The organism is Pseudanabaena yagii GIHE-NHR1 (assembly GCF_012863495.1).
Classification (GTDB): Bacteria; Cyanobacteriota; Cyanobacteriia; order Pseudanabaenales; family Pseudanabaenaceae; genus Pseudanabaena; species Pseudanabaena yagii.
The window spans coordinates 3,361,294-3,384,028 of the sequence record NZ_JAAVJL010000001.1 but is presented as its reverse complement, the minus strand read 5'-3'; the positions used below and the strand labels follow the sequence as shown (position 1 = coordinate 3,384,028).

22 protein-coding genes and 3 pseudogenes are annotated in these 22,735 nt (G+C 41.4%); 6 read left to right on the top strand and 19 right to left on the bottom strand.

Going from position 1 to position 22,735, the window contains the following annotated elements; genetic code table 11:
- Positions 1 to 179 precede the first annotated feature (179 nt).
- Complete coding sequence (locus tag HC246_RS15405) at positions 180 to 2,180, top strand: sensor histidine kinase (protein ID WP_169364157.1); 2,001 nt, start codon at positions 180 to 182, stop codon at positions 2,178 to 2,180.
- A gap of 653 nt (positions 2,181 to 2,833) precedes the next feature.
- On the opposite strand, the gene HC246_RS15400 is transcribed toward HC246_RS15405, so the two are convergent.
- The 6 genes and pseudogenes from HC246_RS15400 to HC246_RS26945 all read right to left on the bottom strand — a co-directional run.
- Complete coding sequence (locus HC246_RS15400; protein ID WP_169364156.1) at positions 2,834 to 3,163, bottom strand: DUF4926 domain-containing protein; 330 nt, start codon at positions 3,161 to 3,163, stop codon at positions 2,834 to 2,836.
- Between the two features lie 4 nt (positions 3,164 to 3,167).
- The gene (locus tag HC246_RS15395) at positions 3,168 to 3,500 is read right to left on the bottom strand and encodes a DUF6883 domain-containing protein (RefSeq protein WP_169364155.1); all 333 of its coding nucleotides are present in this window, start codon (positions 3,498 to 3,500) and stop codon (positions 3,168 to 3,170) included.
- 148 nt (positions 3,501 to 3,648) lie between these two features.
- On the bottom strand, positions 3,649 to 4,284 hold the full coding sequence (locus tag HC246_RS15390) for a type I restriction enzyme HsdR N-terminal domain-containing protein (protein WP_169364154.1): 636 nt from the start codon (positions 4,282 to 4,284) through the stop codon (positions 3,649 to 3,651).
- Between the two features lie 142 nt (positions 4,285 to 4,426).
- Entirely contained in the window at positions 4,427 to 4,663 is a 237-nt protein-coding gene (locus HC246_RS15385; RefSeq protein WP_169364153.1) for a hypothetical protein, read from the bottom strand.
- Positions 4,632 to 4,907 (bottom strand): BrnT family toxin, encoded by a 276-nt coding sequence (locus HC246_RS15380; protein ID WP_169364152.1) that lies wholly within the window; start codon positions 4,905 to 4,907, stop codon positions 4,632 to 4,634. Before HC246_RS15380 ends, HC246_RS15385 begins: the two co-directional genes overlap by 32 nt.
- Positions 4,908 to 4,917: 10 nt before the next feature.
- Positions 4,918 to 5,117 (bottom strand): annotated as a pseudogene (locus HC246_RS26945) (DUF433 domain-containing protein); the annotation flags it as partial.
- Positions 5,118 to 5,542: 425 nt separating this feature from the next.
- On the opposite strand from HC246_RS26945, the gene HC246_RS15370 reads away from it, so the two are divergent.
- A complete protein-coding gene (locus tag HC246_RS15370; RefSeq protein ID WP_211167719.1) occupies positions 5,543 to 6,043 on the top strand; it encodes a hypothetical protein in 501 nt (166 codons plus the stop codon).
- A gap of 62 nt (positions 6,044 to 6,105) precedes the next feature.
- Here HC246_RS15370 and HC246_RS15365 read toward each other — a convergent pair whose 3' ends face one another.
- The 5 genes from HC246_RS15365 to HC246_RS15345 form a co-directional block, all read right to left on the bottom strand.
- Positions 6,106 to 7,653 (bottom strand): NAD(P)H-quinone oxidoreductase subunit N, encoded by a 1,548-nt coding sequence (locus tag HC246_RS15365; RefSeq protein ID WP_169364151.1) that lies wholly within the window; start codon positions 7,651 to 7,653, stop codon positions 6,106 to 6,108.
- Between the two features lie 391 nt (positions 7,654 to 8,044).
- The gene (locus tag HC246_RS15360) at positions 8,045 to 8,479 is read right to left on the bottom strand and encodes a DUF29 family protein (protein ID WP_169364150.1); all 435 of its coding nucleotides are present in this window, start codon (positions 8,477 to 8,479) and stop codon (positions 8,045 to 8,047) included.
- Positions 8,480 to 8,683: 204 nt separating this feature from the next.
- Positions 8,684 to 9,280: a hypothetical protein gene (locus HC246_RS15355; RefSeq protein ID WP_169364149.1), complete on the bottom strand. Its 597-nt coding sequence runs from the start codon at positions 9,278 to 9,280 to the stop codon at positions 8,684 to 8,686.
- A 115-nt stretch (positions 9,281 to 9,395) separates the two neighbouring features.
- Positions 9,396 to 10,619 (bottom strand): DUF790 family protein, encoded by a 1,224-nt coding sequence (locus tag HC246_RS15350; RefSeq protein WP_169364148.1) that lies wholly within the window; start codon positions 10,617 to 10,619, stop codon positions 9,396 to 9,398.
- Positions 10,620 to 10,665: 46 nt separating this feature from the next.
- Positions 10,666 to 11,037: a VanZ family protein gene (locus tag HC246_RS15345; protein WP_169364147.1), complete on the bottom strand. Its 372-nt coding sequence runs from the start codon at positions 11,035 to 11,037 to the stop codon at positions 10,666 to 10,668.
- 184 nt (positions 11,038 to 11,221) lie between these two features.
- Here HC246_RS15345 and mutS point away from each other — a divergent pair, with 184 nt between their 5' ends.
- On the top strand, positions 11,222 to 13,930 hold the full coding sequence (gene mutS, locus HC246_RS15340) for a DNA mismatch repair protein MutS (RefSeq protein ID WP_169364146.1): 2,709 nt from the start codon (positions 11,222 to 11,224) through the stop codon (positions 13,928 to 13,930).
- On the opposite strand, the gene HC246_RS15335 is transcribed toward mutS, so the two are convergent.
- The 6 genes and pseudogenes from HC246_RS15335 to HC246_RS26940 all read right to left on the bottom strand — a co-directional run.
- Positions 13,895 to 14,824: an EAL domain-containing protein gene (locus HC246_RS15335; protein WP_169364145.1), complete on the bottom strand. Its 930-nt coding sequence runs from the start codon at positions 14,822 to 14,824 to the stop codon at positions 13,895 to 13,897. The genes mutS and HC246_RS15335 overlap by 36 nt on opposite strands.
- An 11-nt stretch (positions 14,825 to 14,835) precedes the next feature.
- Positions 14,836 to 16,125, bottom strand: coding sequence for a hypothetical protein (locus HC246_RS15330; RefSeq protein WP_169364144.1), 1,290 nt, complete (start codon positions 16,123 to 16,125; stop codon positions 14,836 to 14,838).
- Entirely contained in the window at positions 16,094 to 17,401 is a 1,308-nt protein-coding gene (locus HC246_RS15325; RefSeq protein ID WP_169364143.1) for an O-antigen ligase family protein, read from the bottom strand. Before HC246_RS15325 ends, HC246_RS15330 begins: the two co-directional genes overlap by 32 nt.
- Positions 17,402 to 17,600: 199 nt before the next feature.
- On the bottom strand, positions 17,601 to 19,235 hold the full coding sequence (gene groL, locus HC246_RS15320; RefSeq protein ID WP_169364142.1) for a chaperonin GroEL: 1,635 nt from the start codon (positions 19,233 to 19,235) through the stop codon (positions 17,601 to 17,603).
- A 67-nt stretch (positions 19,236 to 19,302) separates the two neighbouring features.
- A complete protein-coding gene (groES, locus tag HC246_RS15315; RefSeq protein WP_126386633.1) occupies positions 19,303 to 19,614 on the bottom strand; it encodes a co-chaperone GroES in 312 nt (103 codons plus the stop codon).
- Positions 19,615 to 20,017: 403 nt separating this feature from the next.
- Positions 20,018 to 20,077: pseudogene (locus HC246_RS26940) on the bottom strand (hypothetical protein); the annotation flags it as partial.
- Positions 20,078 to 20,233: 156 nt separating this feature from the next.
- Between HC246_RS26940 and HC246_RS15305 the strand changes: the two are divergent.
- Positions 20,234 to 20,538: pseudogene (locus HC246_RS15305) on the top strand (IS982 family transposase); the annotation flags it as partial.
- Between the two features lie 335 nt (positions 20,539 to 20,873).
- The gene (locus HC246_RS15300; RefSeq protein ID WP_169364140.1) at positions 20,874 to 21,080 is read left to right on the top strand and encodes a hypothetical protein; all 207 of its coding nucleotides are present in this window, start codon (positions 20,874 to 20,876) and stop codon (positions 21,078 to 21,080) included.
- An 81-nt stretch (positions 21,081 to 21,161) separates the two neighbouring features.
- On the opposite strand, the gene HC246_RS15295 is transcribed toward HC246_RS15300, so the two are convergent.
- Positions 21,162 to 21,551, bottom strand: coding sequence for a DUF1818 family protein (locus HC246_RS15295; RefSeq protein ID WP_169364139.1), 390 nt, complete (start codon positions 21,549 to 21,551; stop codon positions 21,162 to 21,164).
- 60 nt (positions 21,552 to 21,611) lie between these two features.
- The gene (locus tag HC246_RS15290) at positions 21,612 to 21,836 is read right to left on the bottom strand and encodes a DNA-directed RNA polymerase subunit omega (RefSeq protein WP_040689404.1); all 225 of its coding nucleotides are present in this window, start codon (positions 21,834 to 21,836) and stop codon (positions 21,612 to 21,614) included.
- Positions 21,837 to 22,012: 176 nt separating this feature from the next.
- Between HC246_RS15290 and HC246_RS15285 the strand changes: the two genes are divergently transcribed.
- Entirely contained in the window at positions 22,013 to 22,717 is a 705-nt protein-coding gene (locus tag HC246_RS15285) for a response regulator (protein WP_169364138.1), read from the top strand.
- Positions 22,718 to 22,735 lie beyond the last annotated feature (18 nt).

Below are 22,735 nucleotides of genomic sequence, written 5' to 3'. Positions count from 1 at the left end.
AGCAGTCCTAAATCATTGGTAGATTTTTGGGTTTGTGGAAGACCAACACTTTGGGGTGCGTTTCCACAAACCATTTAGGATGGCTATATATCCTTAAAAAATTAACTTCGGGTTAAGTTTAGGTTATCTTTTTTGGCTTGTGTATACACATTGTCAGACTTTACTATCAATTAGGCACTTTGTTAGTTGGGGACTGTGTGGTTAAATCTGTCTTACTTGCTCAATTGTCAGAAGAGCAAGCGATGATTTGGCATAAAGCTTTATCATCGCATCAACTTGAAGTTTGGGCAGCCCCTGAATCCCAAGATTTACTAAAACTGCTCACTCAAAAATTAAAAGCTAATCAATCCTTACCTGAGCTAATAATTGCCGATATTGGTGTTAGGCATGAGGGTGGAACATCATTATTGGCGACGGAACTTTGTAAGTGGTGTACAGATAATGCTCCTCAAGTAAAAATTCTGCTTATTAATCCAAGACAGACTCAAATTAAAGAAGTAGAAAAGCGTTGGGCAATTCGTCGTGGCGCGATCGATCTCTTACCTAAGGTCTCTATCCATAACCTCAGTTCATCATTGGTGATTGCCGCAAAATCTATAGGGATAGAAGTTAAGCCAGAGGTTTTGAAAGCATCGATTAGTGCACTGAAGTTGAGACAGAATCAGCCTGATCGCGGTACATTGCAGGGTAAAAACATTCGACAAACGGCAACTGAGGAGTTAGCCAGAAAAATGGCAATGATTCCTCTGATGGTCATGGCAAGTGAGCCTGAAGTCAAATCAATCAGTAATTCCTTACCTAGTTCTCAAAGGCAAATAGCACTAGATGCAACTATCTCAGAATTAAAGCTATATAGGGTCAAAATTGATTTAGATGAAGTTGGTGGTGCTGCCCAAAAACTATTTCAGGATGATCCCCTTTTGCCAGGACTGATCATTTATGAGAAAGAATTTTTTGTGGGGATGCTATCTCGGCGTAAATTTTTAGAATGTTTGAGTCGTCCCTATGCCCTTGAATTATTTTTAAAAAGACCTTTACGAGTTCTCTACGAACAAGCAGAAACTCAGATTCTCCGATTGCAGGGAAATATCTCGATTGTCATGGCATCGCAAAAGGCTCTTAGTCGTGCTAGTGGAGATATTTATGAACCCGTAGTTGTGCATCAAGAGGATGAAGTTTATTCCGTACTAGATATTCACGATTTGTTACAAGCACAGTCCCATATTCACGAACTAGCGACTAAGTTATTACGCGAACAGACACAGGCAACGATGTTTCAAACGGAAAAGATGGCAAGTTTGGGGCAGATTGTTGCTGAGGTATCCCATGATATTCGTAATCCTGTATCAGCGATTTATGGAAATACGGAATGTCTCTTGACCTATATCGAAGGTGTAATGCAGATTTTAAAGGCTTATGAGGCAGAATATGGGACCTCATCGCCAATGATCAGTAAAACTCTAGAACAAGTAGATTGGGATTTTGTTCGTTCTGATTTACCCCAAGTTGTGCGAAGTATTCAATCTGGTTCAAAATATCTGCGTCGCTTGGTGGATACATTACAAAGTCTTTCACATATGGAAGATCAGGCTAGCCCAGAACCGATTGATTTACTGGAATGTGTAGATAGTAGCCTAACGATTCTCAGTGGCAGAACTAGAAATGTGCAGATTATCAAAAACTACATTAATCTTCCCAAAATTAATGGATATACCGATCGCTTAATCCAAGTGTTTATGAATTTGCTCAGTAATGCCATTGATGCTTTGATGGATTTGCGATCGCAACCTGATTTAATCCAGAAGCGCAATCAAGCTTTACATAAAGAGGAAAATGAGGACAGTCGTCGGTTAGGTCAAGTTCAGACTATATCTGATATTGCATGGCAACCATTAGTTGTGATTTCTGCGGCGATTGCTGAACTCGATAATCGTAAATGGATATCAGTCAAGATTGCGGATAATGGAATGGGTATTCCCCATGAGATTCAAGATCGCATCTTTGATAATTTCTTTACAACTAAAGGTCAAAGTAAAGGTACTGGCTTGGGGCTAGCTATCTGCCATCAAATCATTACCCAACAGCATCATGGCAAAATCGTGTTGCGATCGCCCTATCTCAATCACCAAGGTGATGTCACTATAGGCACTGAGTTTGAAGTGTTGTTACCAATTAGCTAAAAAAATAATGAAGTGCCTTGCAAAGCACGGTACTTCATTATTTTTTTGGTTCAATAGGCGAATCTAGGAAGTCCAACATGACAAAGGGCTCAATGCTTTTAATGACGGGTGTTTCAGATATCGAAGACCTCCGAGGCTAAAACTATTGCACATCAAGCATTTCAGCTCTTTAAGATAAAATACCTCCCCGCCTCCCCCGAAACATCTATTGAGCTAACCTGCTTTGGCGCTTCAGGTCAAAGGCTTACCTACTCTCCCTCCTGCTTACTTTTAGTTCGTCGAACTAACGTTAAGACAACTTCAGAAAACAGCGGAAAGTTAGGTTTCATAATATTTACTCCCGATCGCCAAGAGGTCGTGATTATTTTCTAAAAACTCATTGTCTGATGATCGCTGTAGGTGATCATTTTTTCATGAGAAGAGTAACAATTTCTTTTTTGTGGGTTTTCCATTTGAGCGCAGTCTTGAGATCGCTTCTAAAGGTTCTTTTTTTAGCCATTCTTGATAGTGTTGTTCCTATGACTGTTCTAGGCGAAAAAACATATACTCATCAATTTGAGCGCGATTAGCTCAATAATAGGTAATTGCAGCATAGATTTTTTCTAGGTTTAAGCTTGTTAGTTATTCTGAAATTTCTTCAGGACTATAGCCGCTTAAGATACTTTCAGCTGATCGCTACTTTCTTCGCTTAATAGTTTCTCGATGTATGACTCTAAATGAACTAGTTTTACTACACTTAATCGATGCAGTTTTTCTAGGATTTCCATCTCTTTTTGCCATTGTTCGACAGAAATAATTTGTGATTCTGCGACTTCGACGGTCACATTTGGAATATCAAAACCTTCGAGACTATAGCCATCTTGTCCTAATTCGTTTATGTTGTAATGCTCTACAACCGTAGCAACTGAACCACGCTTGAGATTATATGTGGGGATATCTTGCAGTAAGACCACTTCAGAGAATAAAGGAAATTTAGGTTTCATATATTTACTCGCGATCGCTCAAACGTTTAGGAATTAGGGTAACAAACTTTGCTTGTTGATTTGTTAACATCCAGATGGTAGTAACTTCAAGCTCTACTCCGTTAACTCCTCTTAGGATTGCATCAATTCTATACTTACTCCCATAGATTGTCGTCTCTACAAATTTGGCAGGTTGTGTCAAAATTTGCTCTCTCAGGTCAATTTCTAGCTGCTGCCAGTTTTCTAGTATATATCCTGCTTTCTGAAGAAATTGCGATTTGTCATCTTTAGGCAAAAGCACCAAAAGGTATTTTGTCAATTTTTCTTTGGCAATTACTGCGTTTGTGGGCAGAAGCATAATTTGATTTGCAAATCATTACTGATTATAGCTTTTGGCAATGAAACTGTGTTAACGCCTAATGCGATCGCTAAGTCAAAAATATATTTTTATGAGATGAGTAAAAGTTCTTTTTTAACCTGCTCTCTATGCGATCGCAAGTTTGCTATTACTTAAGATGATTTTTAATCTTTTTTAAGACGCGGAACACTTCAACTAAATCTTGACTGCCAGTAGGAAAAAATATTGAATATGATCGCGAAGCACTGTATAGAGGCGTTGGCTGAGCGATCGCCTTCAGAAAAATAAACTCATCACCATTTGTGATCATTCCAAACGATGGAATATCAGGTTGTGGGTTACACATCATATATGACAGAGCTTGTGGCATTGCTAACGAAGCCATAATCGTGCGTTTTGCCTCAATCACTAATACCCATAGCTTTTCATGCACAATTAAAGTATCAATTCTACCGCGCAAAATTTCTTCATCACCTTCTAAAGCAAATTCAACTGATTCTTCTGTACGCACTTCATATTCAGGCTCATAGAATCCGACTAAATCTAGTAATGGCGAGATCATGAGCTTGTCAACAGCACCTTCGGCTAAGATTCTACGCCTTCTATGTGCTGCAAATCTTACTAATAGGCGATCAAGTACGGCTTTTTCAATCTCTGTTAGTTCTGGTAAATTATCCTGCCACTCTCTAAAAAATGTCGGCGCGGTGCATGGCAACAGTTGAAATTTGTCTTCAACATCCGCTATGGACAAAATTGTTTTAGAGATAGGTAGGGTGACAGCCATAAGAGTGTTTTCGGATCTGTAGTGATATCTTAGCTCAGCTATGCGATCGCCTTAAAAATTAGTTCTCTATGCGATCGCACCCTAACGATCCCTTTTAACAGTTCTTTCTTTAACCATTCTTGAAAATAGTTTTAGAACACCTTCAGACTTTCTGTCTTTGAGAAATTTGGATGAGTAATCGCAGGGCTTCGTTAACTGAGTCACTTGTGGGGAATGCTTGTGCAACATCAGGATCGAGTAATACTACATTTGTCCCTGTTTTGTAGCGCTCAACATATTTTCCTCTAACGCCACCTTTCATTTTGCTAAAGTCATATTCAGGAAGCATTTCGTCCTCTAATTCGTGATTATTCTCCATCTGCATAAAACCTCCGCTCATTTCGGGTTGCTTCTCGTGCGCTAATAATCCGAACCCGATCTGCTCGATCTGTGTGTGGGACTACTAGGATTCGATTGGTGCTGGATAAACCAATGATAACGTAACGTTCTTCACCATAAGAGTGATCGGGATCGGGGAATGTAATAGATAAGGGATCATTAAATACCGTAGATGCCTCGATGAATGACACGCCATGTTTTTTTAGATTTAAATTTGCTTTATCTGGATTCCATTCAAATTGCATTTAACAAGTTTTTAGTCTGATTAGCTAAATAATAAGTAATTACGGCATAGATTTTTTCTAGGTTTAAGCTTGGCAATTCTTCTAAAATTTCTTCGGGGTATAGCCGCTTAAATAGTATTTAATGACATCTTGAATGCCAATACGATGACCATTAATACGAATGTCATCAGGGCTTAGAAAATCGAAATAGTCTTCTAAAAGCCTAGGTATTGCATCTTCTCTGTGAGTACTATCTTAACTCAGCTATGCGATTGCTCAAAAGTTCATTGTCAGAGTTCGCTGTAAGCGATGATCACTATTTTAAATATTCCAATACAAAAGCCCACCCCTGAGAGTGAGCTTTTGAGATATTCGTTTCGCTAAGAGGGGAGGCTTGCACCCGCAACCTCAAGGCATCTATAAACCTAATATTAGTATGCAAACGCTAAAAAAGCAACTATACTCTTAAAAAAAACAAAGATGACCTTTCCGCAATGCATTTTTCTAATGAGCAACTGTCAAATATTCCCCACATAATTTCCGCTCCACGCTTTGCGACCTATCTCCAATACTGTTGTAATGACAGGACAAAAGCACTTAAACTTTATCAATGGAACTTACAGCTATCCTCTGCTTTTGTTATTCCAATACATCTATTGGAAGTCAGTATCCGTAATGCAGTGGTTGAGGCATTAGAGAATATACATACATCAAACTGGCCGTGGACTCAAGGTTTCATAAGGAGCTTACCAAATCCAACCTCTACATATAGTCCTAGAAAAGATCTTATGTCAGTAGCACGAAGAGAGCCAACAATGGGAAAGGTCGTCGCTGAACTAAAGTTTGTGTTTTGGGAAAAGATGTTTACTACGCGTCATGATGCAAGGATTTGGAATGATCATCTCAAAGTTATACTTCCATATTCTCCAACTGCAATGACTGTTAGTCAAATAAGATCATGTATCTATAATGATATTGGTCAGATACGAGAATTAAGAAATAGAATTGCTCATCATGAACCAATATTTTCACGCAATACAATAGATGACTACAACAAGATTCTTAAGATGATATCTTGGAGGAATAAGGTGACATCTGAATGGATGGATAGCTTTCAGTTAGTAACAAAATTGATAGCAGAAAAACCAATTACCTAACAGACGCAGAATTAAAAATTCCACAAACTTCATAAAAAAGGGGCGCGATGCGCCCCCTTTTTTTATTGTGCAGTAGTTGGTAAGACTGCTACTGATTTTGCATTTGGAGCTTTAGCTTGGAGAAACTGGGTTTCTTTTACGGCTTGATTGGATAGGGAGAAGAGAGGGTTAGAAGCAATACCAGCGATCGCTGTGAAGATCAGCGTAAAGACGATCGCCGCTTGGAGAGGCTTCATACCAACTTGAGTCCATGTAATTGCTGGATAATTCTTGACAGAAGCAGACATTTCTTGAGGTTCTTTAACTACCATCATCTTAACGACGCGGATGTAGTAGTAGAGAGAAACCACACTCATTACTAGAGCTAGTAAGACCAAGCCATAGGCTTGAGCTTGCCAACCTGCCCAGAAAATATAGAGCTTACCAAAGAAACCTGCGAGGGGAGGAATACCACCAAGGGAGAGGAGACATACACTCAAAGCTAGGGTCAGCAAAGGATCTTTTTGGTATAAGCCACTGTATTCACTGATTTGATCGGTTCCTGTGCGCGAGGCAAACAGAATCATACAGGCGAATGCCCCCATGTTCATGAACAGATACAATATCAAGTAAAACACCATGCTGGCGTAACCTGCTTCGGAGTCGATCGCCATACCGAGCATCACAAAACCTGCTTGACCGATGGAGGAGTAAGCCAACATCCGTTTCATGCTGGTTTGCGCGATCGCTACCACGTTGCCCAAGACCATACTTAAAACGGTCAATACGACAAACACGTAATGCCATTGGAGAGAAGCCAGAGGGAATGCGGTAATCAAAAATCTGAGTGCCAAGCCGAAACCAGCTACCTTAGAGCCAATTGACAAAAAGGCAACTACAGGCGTTGGTGAACCTTCGTAAACGTCAGGAGTCCATTGGTGGAAAGGTACTGCGGAGAGCTTAAAGGAAACCCCAGCAATTACAAATACCATCGCAATAATTAAAGCCGTGTTGCTAACGGTAATCTTTGAGGCGATCGCGGATAGAGAGGTTTCGCCGCCCGAAAGTCCGTAGAGTAAGGACATCCCATAAAGGAAAATCGCCGAGCTTGCTGCACCGACTAATAAATATTTGAGTGCCGCTTCATTGGAGCGTGGATCGCGTTTGGTGTAACCCGACAGCAAGTAAGACGAAATACTCAGGGTTTCAAGGGAGACAAATACCATCACCATTTCGTCGGAGCCAGTGAGGAACATGCCGCCGAGGGTAGCACTGAGCAAAATGACTAGATACTCGCCAACTACTACGCCTGACTGCTCTAGATAACGGATCGAAACGAGGATCGTAAATAGAGCCGATAGGGCAATAATGGCGCGAAAAATAATGCTGAGTTTGTCACTATTAAAACTGCCCAAAAAGGCGATCGGATTTTCTAAGCCTGTCCATTGCCACACAAGGGCGGCTGTGGATGCGACTAAACCTGCGATCGCAATATTAGGAAGAACATTTGCCGACTTGCGCCCTGATGCAATCAGATCGACGACTAGCACGAGTACCAATGTCCCAATGACAATGAGTTCTGGCAAGATCGCGCCACTATTGAGTAGAGCATTGAGACTTGCTGTATCCATACTTAATTTATGTGTTGTTTCTATGGCAATTGTATAGCAAAACTTGAAGCCCCTCTAATTTCTTATTTTCTCTCTCTGTAGCAAAGAAATCGAACTAGAATCAGGGTTTTACAGCTTCTAAGAAGCTCTCAATGAGCTATTGAGTTTGTTATTAGTTTATACAAGCCATATTATAGATTGAATACTATGATTTTTTTAAAAATAATAGTCATTACACTATAAAAACTGATTGTGATGGCATAGCGTAGCTACGCCATCACAATCAGTTTTTGAGAAGCAGTTAGGGTTCTGCAAAAAAAATAAGGAACCAAATTTTTTGTTGCGCGGCTTTGCCGCGCAACAAAAAATCGGTTCTTTATTTTTTGTATGCGCCTTAGCGATGTTGCAATACCTAAATTTCTAGATTTGTGGAGATGAGGATCATGGCGCGATCACATATTTCCTGACGGTTGACTAATTGCGCTAACTCTTTAGGCTCATATCGACCTTCCTCAACCTCTACGGATGCACGATCAACAGCTTCGGGATAAGCCTCGGCAATTGCTAGGCGTAATTCCTCAGTATTAAGGTATGTCCCGCCAGCTTTACGGCGTTGATTTTTCGTTTGGATACCACGTATAGAATTACGAATTGATAGCTCCCAAGATCTGGTGGTGCGATTCTCAACTTTTTGCTTGATTAGATGCATGAGCAGAATTACGGCATAGCTACGAATATTGTTGATTTTGTCATCTCGGCTCATTTCTTCTAATTCATCAACAATTCCCAAAGCTCCATCTATATCGCCTTTAAGCAGAAATTCTTTCAATGCTAAAAGTTCTTCCATATTTTTATCCCATATTTTTATTTATATGAGGCTTGCGTAATATCGCAATATACTCTCTTACCCCAAGAATTAGTAGTGCGGCGCAAAGCGCCGCACTACTAATTCTTGGCTATCTTTAGTCTGGGAAGAGTAATAACAATAATTATAGCGATCGCATCTTTCAGACTAATTTTATTGTTATACCGCCTTTGGCGGTATAACAAACTATGCTTGGCGATCGCGTTGAGTTTTTGAAGAGACATTCGCAGAGCATTTCGCCGAGGTGTTAGCTGAATTATTTGCAAAGGGTTGCAAATTCCAACCAAACACCGTAAAGCTTTTGTGCTTGCGTTGCATCTGACGCAGGATCTTGACCACTTCCATCAAATCTTCGCGGTTGTCTGGAGGTTTCTTGGTGCGTAGTCTTGCAAAGGGCAACAGCACCCCAAATTGAGCAGCAGCATTGCAAAAGGAATTAAGCATTGCGCGTTCGGGCGCATGGACTCCGATGGTTGCCTCGCCTACTTGAATCAAACAGCCTTTATCACTGCCCGTCGCCTCACGGGTAACGCGATCAATTGTCAATGAACAACGCATCGTGATGTAGTCCGACACCGCCACAGGATCGGAGAAACTCACATTCCAATCATGGCTCAGAGCATCAAGCCTTGAGCAGAGCATCAACCAAACGGTAAAAAATTCGGAATAATTTTGGCGATCGCCTTCACTGCAAGAACTACTCTGGGTGGCAATACCAAACGAGCGAGCCTTAGATGCTGACAGCAACAAAATGGGATCGGAAGCATCAGAAACATGAGTCATAGTCAAAACCAAAAAACTCTTTGAATAATGTACATTTATCAAAGAGATCTGTCACCTGTCATTTATGACTAGAAATAGGCAAAATCTAGCAAAAAATTGTTTTCTTTGATTTAGGCTAGCTTTCTGATGGAATTACTTGCAAAACTGACTTTGGTAACAGCTTGTCTTTAAACCAAACTGTTAATGCAGGAGTATCGCTTACCTTCACACCCGCTTTTTCGAGATTTAGCCGTTCGGAAATAGCCAAAATTAAATTTTCACAATTAGCCTGTCGTACCTGCGAAAACTTTTTGCGTAAATATTCAGGTCGCCAATAGCCCACTATCTCTAATAAATAACTGCGTCCGTCAGGATGCACTAAGCGAAAATCAGGAATCATCACACTTCCGGGAATAGGAATTAAATCCACTTCTCTTTCTAATTTCCATTCCGTTTTTAAATCAGCCCATTTCTCCGCAAAGGAAGCTTCAAGCGCACTATCATACATTTTGCCCACAGGATAATGGCTGACTAACCCACATTCCGAATCAAGGGTAAATAAACCCTTACGCTTTTGTTTAGAATAGGTATCCTTTTCAACGAGCGTGGCTTGCAGACTCCATTTCGTGACATGGAGTAAAGCAGGGAGAAGCTTAGCGATCGCTAGTCCATAGCGTGTACTTGTGCCAAATAAACTAGTTGCGCCATCAACGGTAATCGTAAAGCCATAATCCACATCTCCTTCGATATAAGACATTAATTGAAAGAGCTTGAGATAGCGAAAGAGCAGCTTATATTCCCCCGGATCATTGCGATGCACATTCAGTGTCATGTGACTAGCGCGATAAAAAATTCCTTGTACTTGCGAGAGATTATAGCGATGGATGAGGTCTTCAGTAGTTGGTGTATCAAATTGGGTCAGAATTTGATTCTCCATGAGATCTGCATACAGCCCCTGCTTAATTTGAGAGGGAATCACTTCACGATTGAGTTCTTGAGTGAGTTTTTCCGCAAGCTTTTCTAACGTTTCGCTAGTAGCTTGTTGACTAGGAATAACTTGAGCCGAAAGTTCAAAGACGCGGCGGCGCAATTCCTGCGGTTCTAATGGACTAATAATTTCAAAGGTGCTAAAGCTAGATTTGAGAATATGCGCTAATCCCCGCTTTACGCGATAATCTGGCGTATCACCTTCTAGTTCTTGCAATTGGCGATCGAGTTCGCTCTGGGGTTGTCCCTTGCAACTTTCAAAAATAGTGATTAATTCCGTAGCGATCGCCTGATGCGGATCATCCAATTTCAGTCTTTTGGGAATGACAGTTTCGCCATTCAGTCGGTGCATCAAGAGATCGCTAGGTAGCATAAATATTTTGCAGCAGTACTAATTTCCCTTTATTCTTGCTCAATTCTTACTCAGATGATGGTTTGCTTATTTCCGCTAGACCATATCCAATTAAAATCCCAAGACAACTTGCAGCCAAATCTCCAATATCAAAGGTTCGATTTGGTGAAAGTGATTGGCATAATTCTTCTATAAAAGTGAAGATACTAAACACTAATGGGAACAGTGGCAATGTCCAAGCTGCAAACTTGAAAGTACGATGATTGCCAGCCATCTGTCCTAAGAAAGTTGATAACCCATACAGAAATATATGCCCAACTTTATCATTTTGGGTCAGATATTCGGGTAAGGCACGGTTATAGGCAAGGACAATGATCAGCGTAAATACGCTCAAATAGATTAAAGCCAAAACCTTCCAGACTAAATTGTTAGGTTTCATCACAACAATACGGACATATTTAAGTAGTTAAACATAAGTAAACTTAAAACCCAGATTGTCATGCCGATCTCTACGTTAACGGCACGGCAATCTGGGTTTTATTTATAACTATGCTGAACTACTTAAATAATACAATATGGCGTTTACAATGGGTTTTACCATGTTGTTTTATGTCTGAAATTTAATGGCTGAATTAGTTCTGTCCTCGACTCAAATCAATCGCGCTGCCCTCACACCGATGATGCTGCACTATATCGAAATGAAGGAGCAGTATCCCCATGCGGTCATGCTGTATCGATTAGGGGATTTTTTTGAGGCTTTTTTTGAGGATGCAGAACTAATTTCACGGGAGTTAGAATTAGTCCTGACGGGGCGCGATGGTGGTAAGGTGATCGGGCGGATTGCGATGGCAGGGATTCCCCACCATGCCCTCGATCGCTATGCTAATCAATTAGTTGAAAAGGGCTACTCGATCGCTGTTTGTGATCAAATGGAGGCAGCTTCCGAAGCACAGGGGCTAGTTCGTCGTGAAGTCACGCGAGTAATTACCCCCGGAACTGTGATCGAGGAGGGGATGCTGGCGGCGAAGAAAAACAATTTTTTAGTCGCGATCGCTAATGGTGGCGATAACTGGGGCTTAGCCTATACCGATATTTCTACAGGTGAGTTTGCAGTCACACAGCTAAATAGTACTGAGCATTTAATTCAAGAACTCTTGCGCTTGCAACCTGCGGAAGTTCTCATTCCCATTGATGTCCCAAATCCGCAATTATTTCGTGGTTCCAAATCGGAAAAAGCTGCCGATTTTTGGGAAGGCATCGCCCAGAAAAAGCAATCATCTTTGCCCGAACCCTTTAGCGCTTTACCTGAGAGCTTTTGTTATACGCCGCGATCGCAATCCTCTTTTGCGCTTGCCGAAGCCAAGCAACGAATTCTTGAAACATTTCGGGTGCGATCGCTAGAGGGATTTGGCTGTCAGTCTTTGCCCTTAGCTATCCGCGCCGCAGGGGGGATTTTAGAATATTTAGAATCGACTCAAAAAAGTGTGAAGATGCCCTTGCAAGGGATTTCTACCTATGCGATCGCGGATTATTTGATTCTCGATAACCAAACGCGCCGCAATTTAGAAATTACCCAAACCGTGCGCGATGGCACATATTTTAGTTCGCTACTTTGGGCATTGGATAAAACGACAACGGGCATGGGTAGTCGGGCTTTGCGGCGTTGGCTATTGCAACCTCTTAAGGATATTGCCGCGATTAACGAACGTCTTGATACCATTTCCGAATTATATAAACAACATTCTCTCCGTAAGAATCTCAGAAGTTGTTTGAGTCAAATTTATGATATTGAGAGGTTATGTAGTCGCATTGGTGCAGGCACGGCAAATGGACGGGATCTCATCGCTGTAGCCGTATCCTTAGATCGAATGCGTGATGTTGCCGATGTTGTGGCGAAGTCCAATTCTCGTTATTTAAAAGCTCTGCAATCCGTGCCATCAGAACTGCTTCAATTGGGCGCACAGTTGCAAAAAACACTAGTGGAAGAGCCGCCAATTTATATTACGGAAGGAAATATTATTCGTTCGGGAGTGAATGAACAGTTAGATCATCTGCGCCAACAGAGTCGCGATGATGTGGAATGGTTGGCAGCCTTTGAGAAACAGGAAAAGGAACGCACGGGTATTAATACGCTCAAAGTTGGCTTTAACAAAGCTTTTGGCTATTACATTAGTATTTCTCGCGGCAAGAGCGAACAGGCTCCCGCCGACTATATTCGTAAGCAAACTCTTACTAATGAGGAACGTTACATTACCCCTGAATTGAAGGAACGGGAAACGCGGATTCTCAATGCGGATAATGAATTGAAGCAATTGGAATATGATATTTTTGTAGAACTGCGATCGCTTGCCGCCAAATATATCGAGCCAATGCGAACCCTCGCTACAGCCCTTGCCGCCGCCGATGTGCTATGTAGCCTTGCAGAAGTTGCTGTCACCTATAACTATTGCCGTCCTGAAATCAGGAGCGATCGCTCTATTGCTATTCATAATGGTCGTCATCCTGTCGTTGAGCAGTCATTACCCGCAGGCTTTTTTGTTCCTAATTCCACCTATCTTGGTCATGATGAAAAATCTCCTGATTGCCCCGATCTGATTGTCCTAACGGGACCCAATATGAGTGGCAAAAGTATCTATTTGCGGCAAGTGGGGCTGATTCAATTAATGGCTCAAGTCGGGAGTTTTGTGCCTGCGGAGTCGGCAACCTTGGGCATCTGCGATCGCATCTTTACCCGTGTCGGCGCAGTGGATGACCTCGCTACAGGGCAATCAACCTTTATGGTGGAAATGAATGAAACCGCGAATATTCTCAACCATGCCAAAGAGAATTCCTTAGTACTTCTTGATGAAATTGGGCGTGGTACTTCCACCTTTGATGGCATGGCGATCGCATGGTCAGTCGCCGAATATATAGCCAACAAAATTAAGGCTAGGGGCATATTTGCTACCCACTATCACGAACTGAATGAACTCGCAAGTCTGCTCCCTAATGTGGCAAATTTCCAAGTCACGGTGAAGGAATTGGAAGATGAAATTATTTTCTTGCACCAAGTTCAAGAGGGCGGTGCAGATCGCTCCTATGGTATTGAGGTGGGGCGCTTGGCAGGTTTGCCGCCTAGTGTGATTAGTCGAGCTAAGCAAGTATTAGAACAAATTGCTAAAAATAGTCATATTGCCACAGGGTTGCGATCAGGCGGTTCGGAGAAAACAGCAAATAAATCTGGTGATAAATCCCCTAAGACCTCATCAAAATCTAGGAGAGATTTAACTCAAGAGTCACAGATGACCATTGATGATTTACTTACCGCCAAAGATGGATTCAAAAAAATCTGAGATCACTTCCCATGCATGACGATCTTTGAAAAGATCGATCCCCATGAGGCTCTTGAAAATGTATAACAAAATTAACAGTGCGATCGCACTGGCAACAATTCTAGAGATCAGTAAGCCAATCGAGCCAAAGGTTTTGGGATTATCTTGCGGTTGACTGAGGGAATAGCCCTGCACACCCTTTACCCCCAGATCGTTAGCAAATTTCAAAGAGTATTTATCATCAATACCTTTGATAATGCAAGGTTTTTGAAAGACTTTGCTGATGTAGGCGATCGCCTTAGCTCGTTTATGCTGTTCTGGATCTAAAGGCTGTCGAGCAAAGCTACGATCTAACTTAATCATCGAGATCGGTAGCTCTTGAAGTTGTAACAAGGAAAAATATTTGCCAGTAAAGTCATCAATTACAATCGAGCAACCGATCATTTTTAGTTCTGTGATAAAAGCGATCGCCTGTGGTTGCGTTTGACAAAGTATTGATTCCCCAACTTCAAAACTAATGCGTTTAGCGGCAACACTGTATTTACTCAGCCATTGGTGAAGTTGATACGGAAATTTCTGATCGGCAAAAATTTCGTCAGATAAATTGATCGAAACCGTTACTTTAGGCTGTTGGGCTAAGACTTGAATGGATTTTTCAACCACAATCCGATCTAACTGGTAGAGCAACTGAGTGTCTTGGAGCGCCATTAACAATTCTTGCGGTTGACGGAGATTTCCTTGAGCGTCCCGCCAGCGTACTAGCACCTCATTATGTAAAACCTTCCCCGTTGCTAGTTCATAGACAGGTTGAAACCATAACTCAAACTTATCTGCTTGCAACCGTATCTCTGGAAATACTTCTTCTAGCTGAAGATCGACATGAGCGGTCGCGGAGGGATCAAATTCATTTTCCATAGCAATAATGCTTATTTGCTTTTAAAGTATGCGATCGCATCTTCAGTATTATTTAGCAGACTTCTATAATCCTTTTCTTGGAACAAATCGCTTATCTCTAAGGCTTGCTTGCGATCGTAGATCAGAAATAATGGCTCTGGTTTCTTAATAAAGACAACCCCCTTAACATCATGGAGATTAAAATGATGAACTTCTTTAGCCTTAACCGTAGTCATAATCGGTAATCGCAATTTATTGACAATTCCCTTGAGTTGGTGCTTGTCAATGTAAATATGTTTGGATTGGCTAATTTGAGCGCCTCGAATAATAATTAAGGCGATCGCGCTCATAATTCCCAGCCAGTCATTCACCGATAATTGGGGATTTGTAAAAACACCTAAAATGCCATTAAAATTCAAATAAATTACTTGCTCTGCCTTGTAATAAGCAATCATCGTATCGAGCATTTCCCCAAAACGCGACATAAATCTAGAGATGATGAGCACAAATAATAAAAAACCAGAATCATGGAGTACTTTGCCAAAAAATTTCCATGAATTATTAATTGTCCAGTAGAAATATATATGCCAATTTTTTGCTGTCTTCGTTAATTTAATACTATTACTACCTACAATTTTTCTTGATAATTTATCAGGACTATTGATAATAGTATGAATATCTTGGTCAGTATAATTAGTATACCCTTCACTATCATCAAATTTTAGATAAATATTAAAGTGATCGGCAAGTTCGAGTGCATGATTAATGGCATCAATGGAACTAAACTCTTCATACATCAATAGCTTTTGATCATCATTCAAACAAATTGCCACTTGCCATGCATTAGCAATAGGTTCTTTGAATGCTCCTCCCACAAAAACAATAGACTTAATGTGAATATAATTAATATTATTCTCATGAAATTTTAGCTGTCTGGTTTCACCCTGTGATGATGTCATGCTCCAAGCTACATTGCCATCCTTGGTATGAACAAGCGAAGTAATCGTTTTCTTTTTGGAATTAAAATATCTTTGTTGGGTGAAAATCTTATCTAGATACCAGATAATGCTACAGATAAAAATAATTTGGATATGGTAATGCTGAAATCGATAGGTTGCGATCGATAAAAGGCAAAACACAATAAAAAGAATGAAATTTAAAAAGTCATTATCTAATGTTTCCCCCGCAATTAGTTCTGACCAAATTACATTATTAATATATTTTTGAATAGATTCTAATCCCCTTTTTAACCAGACAATTGGCAAAAGAAAGTTAGTATAAAATGCTTCGTCATGATTGGGGATTTGACCTTGAAACTTCATCTATTTGAGTAAGTTGTGATGATTTTGCTAATCCATACATACTGCCGAGTAATAACCACAGCAATATACTAATGCGGGGTTCATAAAATACTATGTCTAACCAGCCCGATAGTAAACATAAAATAATGCTGATGGCAACAATGACTATCGTTCCTTCAGTCTGTTGAGCAAGTACTGATCTCAGCGATGTCCAGATTGTCCAGATAATAATCGTAACAAACCCTAATAATGCTGGAATCCCAGAACCCACGGCGATCGCCATGAAAAAATTATGCTCATGGGGCAAGCCGCGCAAATCATAACCTATAGACTGCGCGATTAATGGAAAATTTCGTAAACCCCAACCTTGAATCGGATGCTGAGAAATTAATGAGAGCGCAAATTGCCAAGCATTCAGGCGATCGGCTGTCGATGCGTAGTCTCCTAATTTCGGATCGACGGTACTAGTCAAACGATTGACAAATCCTTCTGGTAAAAGCGATCGCAACCATTCCCCGCCCAACCCAAATTTCTGACCAAATACCGCCCAAGCAATTAACAACATCGCTAAGCCAAATCCCCCCACGAGTTTCCACTGGCGATAATATAACGAGATCGCCACAAATCCCAAGATCGCTAAGACCCAAGCATTACGGGAACTCGTGAGAATGAGAACACAGATCGCCAAAGAAAGCGCAATTAAGGCAATCCACTTTTGAGCTTTAGAAATACTTTTTACTTTACCAACAGCAAAATGAAAAGTGATCGGAATAATTGTTAATAAATAAACGGCGGCTTCATTAAAATGTCCAAAAATAGATTGAATGCGGCGATCGGGACTAAAGCCCATAGGGATCGGATAACTATCAAAAAACACCTTAGGAAAGATCCAATCTGGTCGATTAATAATTGCTTGCAAAATCCCAAATCCACTCACAAAAATGGAGCTGAATACTAACAGCCACAAAATCTGCACAAATTGAGTAGGTGTACGGATGATAAAACTAGTAGTAGCTGCTAATAGAAAATAGGGTAAAAAGTTCGCTAGACCACCCGCAGCAGTACCAAAATTAAAAGCAATAATCGTCGTCAAGATCATCCATACTGACAAACCAAAATATGCACGAGTGACAGGTGTGGCGATCGCTTTCCAGCCATAACGAAATGAAACGAGTAAAGCCAATAATGCTGCAAAAAATGGCATAAATACATTACTAACTGGCAGGAAAATCGCAATACTTTGTAGCCATTTCCACTCCAACTGCAATTTTTGTTCTTCCGTCGGTTTCCAAAACATCTATTACCCCCACACTTTATGATACAAACCCGAAAAGAGAGTTGTGGAGCTTTGCTCCACAACTCTCTTTTCAGTTTTAATTTTTCTTAGTTTTATATGCACAATTATGCACAATGAAGATCTACTTTGACATGAAATACTAACCCAAAAAAGTAAAGGGAGCGCGTTGCGCTCCCTTTACTTTTACAAAGATTGATGATTAGTAGTCGAAGTCGCCGCCAGCGCCCATTGCGCCACCAGCACCAGCGCCCTTATCTTCAGGCTTGTCAACGATGATACACTCGGTGGTGAGGATCATGCCAGCGATCGATGCTGCGTTTTGTAGCGCAGAACGAGTCACCTTCGCAGGGTCAACAATACCAGCCTCAAACATATCTTCAAATTCGCCAGTAGCAGCATTGAAGCCAATATTGAACGACTTTTCACGTACATTTTCAGCAATTACCGCGCCGTTAAAGCCTGCGTTTTGAGCGATGCGCTTAACAGGAGCCGCTAAAGACTTAGAAACAATAATTGCACCAGTCAACTCTTCGCCAGTCAAGTTAGCATTTGCCCAAGTGAAGAGTTCAGGAGAGAGGTGAGCCAAGGTTGTACCACCACCGGGGACAATACCTTCTTCTACAGCAGCCTTGGTTGCGTTGATTGCATCTTCGAGACGGAGCTTACGATCCTTCATTTCGGTTTCAGTTGCAGCACCAACCTTGATCACTGCTACACCACCAGAGAGCTTAGCCAAACGCTCTTGGAGTTTTTCCTTGTCGTAGGAAGATTCAGTTTCTTCGATTTGACGACGGATTTGCTCAACACGGGTCTTAACTGCGGCTTCGTTACCGTCAGCAACAATGGTGGTGCTGTCCTTGGTGATGATTACGCGGCGAGACTTACCGAGTTGATCAATCTTGACGGAATCAAGACGGAGACCAGCATCTTCAGTGATGACTTGAGCGCCTGTGAGGATTGCCAAGTCTTCGAGCATTGCCTTGCGGCGATCACCAAATCCAGGAGCCTTGATGGCAGCAACGTTGAGAACGCCACGGAGACGGTTGACGACGAGGGTTGCTAGAGCTTCTTTCTCGATATCTTCAGCAATGATGATCAAAGGACGGCCAGCACGGGCAACTTGCTCAAGTACAGGTACTAGTTCTTGCACGAGGGCAATCTTCTTGTCGGTGATCAAGAGCAAGGGTTCTTCAAAGGAAGCTTCCATACGCTCAGCATCGGTAACGAAGTAAGGAGAGATATAGCCCTTATCAAAGCGCATACCTTCGGTAACTTCGAGTTCAGTTACCATAGACTTGCCTTCTTCAAGGGAAATCACGCCTTCCTTACCAACCTTGTCCATCGCTTGGGCGATCATTGCGCCGACTTCTTCGTCATTACCAGCAGAGATGGTTCCAACTTGAGCGATCGCCTTAGAATCTTCGATGGGCTTAGCATGTTCTTTGATCTTGCCAACCAAGAAGGCAGTTGCCTTATCGATACCGCGCTTAAGAGCGATCGAGTTAGCACCAGCCGCTACGTTACGCAGACCTTCCTTAACAATGGCATGAGCCAATACGGTTGCGGTTGTGGTTCCATCACCAGCAGCATCGTTAGTCTTAGAAGCAGCTTGACGAATCAAAGCTACACCAGTATTTTCAACGTTATCTTCTAGTTCAATTTCCTTAGCAATGGTGACACCATCATTAACGATTTGAGGAGAACCAAACTTCTTCTCAAGAACTACGTTACGACCCTTAGGACCAAGAGTCACAGCAACGGACTCCGCCAAAATATCCATACCACGCTCAAGGGCGCGACGTGCATCTTCGTTGTAAATGATTTTCTTAGACATATTTTCTGCTTTTGGTAATTGATAATTGGTAAATATTTTGTAGAGCGCTGTGCGCTCTACAGAGAAACTATGAAACGATCGCTAAAATATCTTTTTCAGCTAGCAATACATACTCATCAGAGCCGAGTTTGATGTCAGTGCCAGCATATTTGGAGTAAAGAACTTTGTCTCCAACTTTAACTTCGAGGGCTTGGCGAACACCTTTGTCATCAAGTTTGCCAGGACCTACTGCTGCAATTTCGCCAACTTGGGGCTTTTCTTTTGCGGTCTCAGGTAGGAAAATACCACCTGCAGTCTTTTCTTCTTTAGCGCTTACTTTGATAAACACGCGATCGGCTAAAGGCTTTACAGTTGTTACGTTTAATGTGGTTGTTGCCATAGGTATTCACTCATTGGACTAGCGTTTTGAGGCTTTGTCTAGAGTGTTTTAGCACTCTAGGTGACTGAGTGCTAATTTAACCGAAAGGGTTGCAATGTCTATAGTGTGGTTTACCGAACTGAATCTAGACAAATTGATTTAGTTAGGGATTCACAGCAAAATAAAGTACTAATCAATGAGGGAGAATCGTAATATCCCATGTGAGCAATAATTTGGAAGGAAGCCAGAAATCTTGATACTGCTGCAAATCATCAGGGGCAAATTTCCTTTTCTCCTCATAGGTTTGAGAAACCAGATGAATAATTTGTTTAATCCTCTTCTAAGTCATGTTGGCTGACCAGCGTATCAACTATTGGACGGAATCTAAAATAGCCCCACGCCAGTAATTCTCTAAAGCCACTCAGCCTCTCTCAATGGGATTATACTTGCTGTGATAAGGAGGATAGTAAAATATATTGATAGTTGATGCGTCTGTAAATTAACGTGAGTTCGGGATAAGCGCTAAGGACAAAAAAGGAGAAACCGATAAGCTGAAAATAAGAGAAACAAGTCTAGCAAAGCAACTCCCATGATTAATAGTTTAGAAGCCCTATTCTGTCACGTCGATGATTTTTGACAAATATTGGAGCCAAAAATGGCGACAACTATTGCTGGGCAAAGGTTTACAGCAAAAGCAAAGGACAAGGTATCTGAGTATGAGTGAAATCATGACGCTCCTGATCGCCTTTCAGCAAAACCACTACCGAGACTTCAATCATTTCTATCAAAAACATATGTGTCAGTATTGGCACAAGGAATTTCCAAAACCCAAGCTAAAACAGGTTTGTCGAGTTTATGGGAGCAGCAATGATGCCACTTTGCATATACCTGAAACATTGTTTTGGAGAATGTACAGGTATTAGTTGTGTAGATTCAACGAGACTGTAATTTTTTTAGTGTTTCATTGGCAAATTTAACGAATAATCAATAATTTCAGCCTGAGTTTACAAAAAATTTTTTACAGTCTCGATTCAACCTCATTGGATGTCTGACACAATTGACCGATCACGATCAATCTGCATAAGCTCTTCCAAAGCATAGTGGCTCGTGGCAAGACATCAATAGATTGGTTATTTGGCGGGCTATATCATTGACTACCTTCTATAACTGGGATTGCTATTATTGCAAGGTTTTCGTTTTTTGTCGTCTTAACTGACCAGTGTCACATTCAGCAATAATACTAAGTATTAAGACTCAACCAACCGAATACAACTTAAGTTATGTCACCCGATTATATAAAAGCTCAATTAATCCTACTTATTTCCATTGTTGCTGGAATTGCCTTTGTGGGCTGCATTTACGAAATCTCTTATGGCGCACCAGATTTGGGCTTTGCAGCAACTTGGGCAATTTTATTACTCAGCGTACCTGTAGGAGTCTATAGTTTTGTCAAAGCCGTGAGCCTCGCCCGAAAATCTATGCAATAAGATCATAAGTTAGATATCGGGGCGCTAAGCGCTATTTCTAGGGCAGGAACTAATAAATAATGGCGCGGCTTCGCCGCGCCATTATTTATTTAGCAAATGGGCGATCGCCTCAATCAAAAAAGGGACAGCACCCTCATCCCAAAGACCTTCCGAGCGTCGCCCTGTTAATAACTGAAAATGTAAATTAAAAGCATGAGGATAGCCATTTACCTCAAGGCAAATATCCTCAGTCTCTAGCGTGCAACAAACCTTTTCCCCATCCGATAGCTCAGTAGCCATATATTGCATCGTCTCCGCGAGTTGCGATGCTAATTTACAAAAATCTTTAAATTCAACTTCAGTTAGCTCGATCGCCCAACTGTCTGCCCCAATCAGACCCTTATATATATCTACATCTGAGCGAAAGCCAATCCGCCAGCCTTCACCACAAAGTAGCTGTTTTGGTGCTTTTTGATCCGTGAAATTTAACATATTCCTTTAAGAATTTATAGTTTGTCACGCTTCGCGCAACAAACTACAAATTCAAGCCTTTCAGTCGCTTAGAATTTCAGGCTGGGAAATTTCGTCAGACATTTCCATAATGGCGCGGAGGATCGGCTTCATCATGCGATCGTCATAATCATCATCTTCATAGCGTCTGAGCTTGGCACGATTAGCGACTTGGACAGTAATGCGATAACGGTTAGACGAAGCGTTGATCAATTCTTCGACACGACGAATAATTTGCGATGAGTCAATAGTGTAGCGTTTTGCCATACATCCGAAAGAAAATGAGTGTTTTAAGTCTAACGCGATCGCGCCCCTCTTGCACAGCCATAGCCAATCAGCATAGAAAAAGCTATGCAATTACGCAGAAACTATTTCAACCAATCGAGTTTTGTGATGTAATATGATGGTCTCGCATAGCTATTTGGGGCGGATTCTTCAAATCCATGACTGCAAAGAAAGTACTGGTAATTGACGACAGCATCATGATCCGCAAAATGGTCAAAAGCATTTTGGCGGGTAAATATGATGTTTTAGAAGCAAGTGACGGTAAATCAGGCTTAGATGCTGCTCGCCGAGCTTTTCCTGACTTGATTTTGCTTGACTTCGTGATGCCCAAATATAATGGCTATCAAACTTTACAAGCAATTCGTCGCGTCGAAGGGTTACAGAAAGTTCCTGTAATCATGATTTCAGGTCTCAAGGAACAAGTTACTGAGCATGTCCCTGAGCCATTTACAGAGTTTGATTTTCTGGAGAAGCCATTTGAAGCCGATGTATTGGTTTCACGAATCCAAAACTTCTTAAATACAGAGCCTGAACAGGCAGCATCGACTGCAACTTCGAGAAGCTCTTCTTCATCTGCTACACCTGTAATTAGAGATGTGCCGCCTGTTAGGGAAGAGCCTAGTCTACAAATGATTCTCAATCGACTCACATCAACGGAAACGTTGTTAGTACAAGGAATCGAGAACTTGATTCAGCGTGAGGTAGTAGCGCGAATCAATGAGTTAAATACAAGGGTCGATCATCAGGATCAGGCGATTAAGATGTTAAATCAACGCATGGATAAAATTTCTGAGCAAATTGATCATCAAAACAAAGGCTTGATGCTGATTCTAAGAGAGCTGAAAAGCTTGCAAGGCAAATAAAAAAGGGAGGCACTAAGT

Bases quoted from the DNA above. Each gene is read 5' to 3' on its own strand.
- HC246_RS15365 (WP_169364151.1), bottom strand. From the start codon at position 7,653: ATGGATACAGCAAGTCTCAATGCTCTACTCAATAGTGGCGCGATCTTG.
- HC246_RS15390 (WP_169364154.1), bottom strand. From the start codon at position 4,284: ATGGCTGTCACCCTACCTATCTCTAAAACAATTTTGTCCATAGCGGAT.
- HC246_RS15285 (WP_169364138.1), top strand. From the start codon at position 22,013: ATGACTGCAAAGAAAGTACTGGTAATTGACGACAGCATCATGATCCGC.
- groL (WP_169364142.1), bottom strand. From the start codon at position 19,235: ATGTCTAAGAAAATCATTTACAACGAAGATGCACGTCGCGCCCTTGAG.
- HC246_RS15400 (WP_169364156.1), bottom strand. From the start codon at position 3,163: ATGAAACCTAAATTTCCTTTATTCTCTGAAGTGGTCTTACTGCAAGAT.
- HC246_RS15345 (WP_169364147.1), bottom strand. From the start codon at position 11,037: ATGAAACCTAACAATTTAGTCTGGAAGGTTTTGGCTTTAATCTATTTG.
- HC246_RS15380 (WP_169364152.1), bottom strand. From the start codon at position 4,907: ATGCAATTTGAATGGAATCCAGATAAAGCAAATTTAAATCTAAAAAAA.
- HC246_RS15290 (WP_040689404.1), bottom strand. From the start codon at position 21,836: ATGGCAAAACGCTACACTATTGACTCATCGCAAATTATTCGTCGTGTC.
- HC246_RS15325 (WP_169364143.1), bottom strand. From the start codon at position 17,401: ATGTTTTGGAAACCGACGGAAGAACAAAAATTGCAGTTGGAGTGGAAA.
- HC246_RS15300 (WP_169364140.1), top strand. From the start codon at position 20,874: ATGTCACCCGATTATATAAAAGCTCAATTAATCCTACTTATTTCCATT.
- HC246_RS15355 (WP_169364149.1), bottom strand. From the start codon at position 9,280: ATGACTCATGTTTCTGATGCTTCCGATCCCATTTTGTTGCTGTCAGCA.
- HC246_RS15350 (WP_169364148.1), bottom strand. From the start codon at position 10,619: ATGCTACCTAGCGATCTCTTGATGCACCGACTGAATGGCGAAACTGTC.
- mutS (WP_169364146.1), top strand. From the start codon at position 11,222: ATGGCTGAATTAGTTCTGTCCTCGACTCAAATCAATCGCGCTGCCCTC.
- HC246_RS15360 (WP_169364150.1), bottom strand. From the start codon at position 8,479: ATGGAAGAACTTTTAGCATTGAAAGAATTTCTGCTTAAAGGCGATATA.
- HC246_RS15295 (WP_169364139.1), bottom strand. From the start codon at position 21,551: ATGTTAAATTTCACGGATCAAAAAGCACCAAAACAGCTACTTTGTGGT.
- HC246_RS15385 (WP_169364153.1), bottom strand. From the start codon at position 4,663: ATGAGCGGAGGTTTTATGCAGATGGAGAATAATCACGAATTAGAGGAC.
- HC246_RS15335 (WP_169364145.1), bottom strand. From the start codon at position 14,824: ATGGAAAATGAATTTGATCCCTCCGCGACCGCTCATGTCGATCTTCAG.
- groES (WP_126386633.1), bottom strand. From the start codon at position 19,614: ATGGCAACAACCACATTAAACGTAACAACTGTAAAGCCTTTAGCCGAT.
- HC246_RS15395 (WP_169364155.1), bottom strand. From the start codon at position 3,500: ATGCTTCTGCCCACAAACGCAGTAATTGCCAAAGAAAAATTGACAAAA.
- HC246_RS15330 (WP_169364144.1), bottom strand. From the start codon at position 16,125: ATGAAGTTTCAAGGTCAAATCCCCAATCATGACGAAGCATTTTATACT.